The organism is Streptomyces calidiresistens (assembly GCF_014141525.1).
Classification (GTDB): Bacteria; Actinomycetota; Actinomycetes; order Streptomycetales; family Streptomycetaceae; genus Streptomyces; species Streptomyces calidiresistens.
This window is the reverse complement of sequence record NZ_VKHS01000374.1, coordinates 1-5,238: the sequence shown is the minus strand read 5'-3', so window position 1 is coordinate 5,238 and position 5,238 is coordinate 1. Positions and strand designations below refer to the sequence as shown.

Below are 5,238 nucleotides of genomic sequence, written 5' to 3'. Positions count from 1 at the left end.
CTCCCACGCGGTCGTCCCCCACCGCCCCACCCGGTGGGAGCGTCACCGGTGCACGCCACGGGGCGCGCCGAACCGCGCTCCGGCGCCGGGAGGGGGCGGCGCGGGGTCCGGCCGAACGCGGCGGTGCCCGTGGCCGGGGACGCCGATCCCGCCCACGGGCACCGGAACGAACGGAGCGGCCGGCCGAAAACCCACCCCTCCCCGGAATCACCCGAACCCCGGGAACCACCGCCGGGGGTCGGGCCGGCGGGGCCCCGGCCCGGGCGCGGCCCGGGGGAGCCCGGGAGCCGGGGCGCTCAGAAGAAGGTGCGGATGTAGTCCTTGACCGTCCCGTCCCCCGCCACCAGCGGGATCAACGGCCACTTCTCGAAGATCGTGCAGGGGTGCGACATCCCCAACCCCACCCAGTCGCCGACCTCCGGCGGCTGCTCGCTCCCCGAACAGTCCAGGAAGGCGTGCTGGTCCGCCAGCCGGGTGACGGTGATCCCGGTCGCGCGACGCATCCCGTCCGCGGTGTCCCGCACCACCTGCACCTCGGGCAGCCCCAGGTCGTAGGCCACGTCCCGCTTGCCCGCGTTGATCAGCGCCAGACCCGGCTCGGGCCGGGAGACCACCTGGGCCCACAGCCGGAAGGCGGGCAGCAGGTAGCCCTCCTCCGGCACCCGGTTGAAGGGGGTGACCTCGCGGTAGCGGCCGTCGTCGTGACTGATGTAGGCGCCCGAGCGCAGCAGCCGGCAGACCGGGCGGGAGAGCGTGGGCAGCTCCGCGAACGCCTCGGCCACCGTGTCGAACCACGCGCTGCCGCCGGCGCTGACCACGATCTCGGAGGCGTCCCGGAACCATCCGGCGCGGTCGAGGGTCAGGGCGAGCGCGCTCAGCGACTCCAGCCAGGCCCGCACCCCCTCGCCGTCGGCGTCGGGCAGCTCCCCCTCGTAGCCCGCGACGCCGACCAGGGTGAGGGTGTCGGCGGCCCCCACGGCCTCGGCGACCGCCAGCGCGCTCCCGGTGTCCCGCACCCCGGAGCGGGCCCCGGCCGCCCCCAGTTCGATGACGACCTCCAGCGGCCGTCGGGCCCCGGCACCGCGCAGTGCCTCGTCCATCAGCCGCACCCCGCGCACCGAGTCCACGTACACCACGCAGCGGAAGTGGGGGTCGGCGGCGAGTTCCCCGGCCAGCCAGCCCAGCGCGGCCACGTCCACGAGCTGATTGGCCAGGAAGATCCGCTGGACGCCGAAGGCGCGGGCGACCCTGGCCTGGTGCGGGACGGCGACCGTGATGCCCCAGGCGCCGTGCTCGACCTGGCGCCAGAACAGCTGCGGGGCCATGGAGGTCTTGCCGTGGGGGGCGAACTCCAGGCCGTGACGGTCGGTGTACCGGGCCATGCAGCGCAGGTTGTGTTCCACGGCCTCGGCGGAGAGGGTCAGGATCGGGGTGGTGAAGCCGCCCCGGTAGAGGTTGCGCCGCTCGGCCGTGAGCTCCCGCACCGTGCGTCCGGCGGCGTCCGGCGGCAGACCCTTGAAGCGGTGGTCGACTCTCTCCCCACCCAGTCGGTCGAGCGCGGTCGCGATGGCCATGGCTGCTGTCTAACAGGCCGCGCGCGGCGGGTCAACGGAGCCCCCGGCCCTCGCCCGGGCGTCCGAGTGGCGAATAACACCGAGCGTCCGTCGCCGGCCCGCCGTATGGTGACCGCTATGCAGGTGACCCAGTCAACGAAGCTCGCCAACGTCTGCTACGAGATCCGGGGACCGGTGCTCGAGGAGGCACAGCGGCTGGAGGCCGCGGGTCACCGCATCCTGAAGCTGAACACCGGCAATCCCGCCGCCTTCGGGTTCGAGTGCCCGCAGGAGATCCTCGAGGACATCCTGCGGAACGTCGGGTCCGCGCACGGCTACGGGGACGCCAAGGGGCTGTTGTCGGCGCGGCGCGCGGTGCAGCAGCACTACCAGACCCGCGGCATCGACGTGTCGGTGGAGGACGTCTACCTCGGCAACGGCGTGTCCGAGCTGATCCAGATGTCGATGCAGGCGCTGTTGGACGACGGCGACGAGGTGCTGGTCCCCGCGCCGGACTACCCGCTGTGGACGGCGGCGGTCTCGCTGTCCGGTGGGACGGCGGTCCACTACCGCTGCGACGAGTCCTCGGACTGGCTGCCGGACCCCGCCGACATCGAGCGGCGGATCACCGATCGCACCAAGGCGTTGGTGATCATCAACCCGAACAACCCGACCGGCGCGGTGTACCCGGTGGAGATGTTGCGGGAGCTGACCGAGATCGCCCGCCGGCACCGTCTGGTGCTGTGCTCGGACGAGATCTACGACCGGATCCTGTACGACGACGCCGAGCACGTCCCCACCGCCGCCGTGGCGCCCGACCTGTTGACGCTGACCTTCAACGGGCTGTCGAAGAACTACCGGGTGGCCGGTTACCGCTGCGGTTGGATGGCGGTGTGCGGGCCCAAGGCGCACGCGAGCAGCTACATCGAGGGTCTGACGATCCTGGCGAACATGCGGTTGTGCGCCAACATGCCGGCGCAGCACACGGTGGCGGCGGCGCTGGGCGGACGGCAGACGATAGAGGACCTGGTGCTGCCGGGCGGCCGGATCCGGGAGCAGCGGGACACCGCCCACGAGCTGCTGACCTCGATCCCCGGCGTGACCTGCGTGAAGCCGAAGGGGGCGCTGTACGCCTTCCCCCGGCTGGATCCGAAGGTGTACAAGATCAAGGACGACCGGCAGATGGTGCTGGACCTGTTGCGGGCCGAGCGGATCATGATCGTGCACGGCACCGGGTTCAACTGGCCGGAGCCGGACCACTTCCGGATCGTGACCCTGCCGTCGGTGGAGCAGTTGACCGACGCGATCACCCGGATCGGCACCTTCCTCGACGGTTACGGGCAGTACTGACCGGCGCGTCCGGGGCGGGAGGCCCCGGACGCGCCGGAGGCCCCGCACGCCGTTGTGCGGGGCCGGTTCACCGGTCGCGGCGGGGCGGGCGCGGGGCCTCCCGTGCGGTCCGCGCCCGCCGTCGGTCAGCCGAGCCGGTCGACCAGGGCGTGGTACTCGTCCCACAGCTCCTTGGGCGTGTGGTCGCCGAAGAGCTCCAGGTGCCCGGGGATGAGGGAGGCCTCCCGGCGCCACTCCTCCGGGTCGACCTCCAGCAGGAAGTCGAGTTCCTCGCGGGTCAGGGCCAGCCCGTCGGTGTCCAGCGCGGCCGGGGTGGGCAGCACGCCGATGGGGGTGGTGACGCCCTCGGCCGTCCCGCGCAGCCGCTGCACGATCCACTTCAGGACCCGGCTGTTCTCGCCGAAGCCGGGCCACACGAAGCGGCCGGTGTCGTCCTTCTTGAACCAGTTGACCCAGTAGATGCGGGGCAGCTTCGCCGGGTCGGCCTTGGCACCGACCTCCAGCCAGTGGCCGAAGTAGTCACCCATGTTGTAGCCGCAGAAGGGCAGCATGGCGAAGGGGTCACGGCGCAGTTCGCCCACGGTGCCCTCGGCGGCGGCGGTCTTCTCGGAGGCGATGTTGGCGCCGAGGAAGACGCCGTGCCGCCAGTCGAAGGACTCGGTGACCAGGGGGACGGCGGTGGCCCGGCGTCCGCCGAAGAGGATGGCGGAGATCGGGACGCCGCGCGGGTCCTCCCACTCGGGGGCGATGGTGGGGCACTGGGCGGCGGGCACGGTGAACCGCGCGTTGGGGTGGGCGGCCGGGGTGCCGGAGTCCGGGGTCCAGTCGTTGCCGCGCCAGTCGGTGAGGTGCGCCGGGGGCTCGGCGGTCATCTCCTCCCACCAGACGTCGCCGTCGTCGGTGAGGGCGACGTTGGTGAAGACGGAGTTGCCCCACAGGGTGCGCATGGCGTTGGCGTTGGTGTGCTCGCCGGTGCCGGGCGCGACGCCGAAGAAACCGGCCTCGGGGTTGATCGCGTACAGCCGGCCGTCGTCGCCGAACCGCATCCAGGCGATGTCGTCGCCGATCGTCTCGACCTTCCAGCCGGGGATGGTCGGCTCCAGCATGGCGAGGTTGGTCTTGCCGCAGGCGGAGGGGAAGGCGGCGGCGATGTAGACGGGCTCACCGGCGGCGGGGTCGTCGGCGGGCGGGGTGAGCTTGAGGATGAGCATGTGCTCGGCGAGCCAGCCCTCGTCGCGGGCCATGACGGAGGCGATGCGCAGGGCGTAGCACTTCTTGCCGAGCAGGGCGTTGCCGCCGTAGCCGGAGCCGTAGGACCAGATCTCACGGGTCTCGGGGAAGTGCGAGATGTACTTGGTGTCGTTGCAGGGCCACGGCACGTCGGCCTCGCCCTCGGCCAGGGGGGCGCCGACGGAGTGGACGGCCCGCACGAACCGTCCGTTCTCGCCGAGCCGTTCCAGGACGGGGGTGCCCATCCGGGTCATGGTCCGCATGGCCACGGCGACGTAGGCGGAGTCGGTGATCTCCACGCCGAGGGCCGAGAGCGGGGAGTCCAGGGGACCCATGCAGAAGGGGACGACGTACATCGTCCGGCCGCGCATGGAGCCGCGGAAGAGGCCCTCGGAACCGGTGAAGATCTCCCGCATCCGGTCGGGTGCCATCCAGTGGTTGGTGGGTCCCGCGTCCTCCTCCCGCTCGGAGCAGATGAAGGTCCGGTCCTCGACCCGGGCGACGTCGGTCGGGTCGGAGGCGGCCCAGTAGGAGTCGGGCCGTTTCCCGGGGTTCAGGCGGGTGAAGGTTCCGGTGGAGACCAGCTGTTCGCACAGACGCCGGTACTCCTCGTCGGACCCGTCGCACCACACGACGCGATCCGGTTGGGTGAGGGCCGCGATCTCGTCGACCCAGGTGATGAGTTCCTGGTGGCGGGTGGGGACCGGGGTACTGGTGGGAGCCGTCGGGATGGGCGCCACGGTATCGCTCCAGTGAGGGTTTCGAGGGTTGTGTCGGCCCCGTGGGGGCTGCGATCCGAATGCGTCTGCCGCTCATCCGGTATCGACCACGCTCATCTGAGTTTCCCAAGGGTTCACGTCTGTGTCCAGCTCGGCTCAGGTGAGCATCACCACTCGCGCCGGTGGTGTGAACCGGCGCCCTCCCCGTCATCGGCCGCGCGTCCTCCGGTCCGGAGCCGGGGAGGAACGCCCCGCCTCCGCACCGGGAGCCGGGAAAGACGCAGGTGGGACCCGTGGGAGCCGGGAAACGGAGGGACCGCCGGCCCGGGGCGCGGCCCCGGGCGGGCCGACCGGGATGACCCGCGGCCCCTCGGAGGGCCGATCTG

General features: G+C 72.1%; 3 protein-coding genes. 1 reads left to right on the top strand and 2 read right to left on the bottom strand.

The window, feature by feature from the left end:
• Positions 1 to 296: 296 nt before the first annotated feature.
• Positions 297 to 1,574, bottom strand: coding sequence for an alanine racemase (locus tag FOE67_RS15730; protein ID WP_182664748.1), 1,278 nt, complete (start codon positions 1,572 to 1,574; stop codon positions 297 to 299).
• A 117-nt stretch (positions 1,575 to 1,691) separates the two neighbouring features.
• Here FOE67_RS15730 and FOE67_RS15725 point away from each other — a divergent pair, with 117 nt between their 5' ends.
• A complete protein-coding gene (locus tag FOE67_RS15725) occupies positions 1,692 to 2,903 on the top strand; it encodes a pyridoxal phosphate-dependent aminotransferase (RefSeq protein WP_182664746.1) in 1,212 nt (403 codons plus the stop codon).
• 125 nt (positions 2,904 to 3,028) lie between these two features.
• Here the strand turns inward: FOE67_RS15725 and FOE67_RS15720 are convergent, their stop codons facing one another.
• Positions 3,029 to 4,873 (bottom strand): phosphoenolpyruvate carboxykinase (GTP), encoded by a 1,845-nt coding sequence (locus tag FOE67_RS15720; RefSeq protein WP_182664744.1) that lies wholly within the window; start codon positions 4,871 to 4,873, stop codon positions 3,029 to 3,031.
• Positions 4,874 to 5,238: the final 365 nt, after the last annotated feature.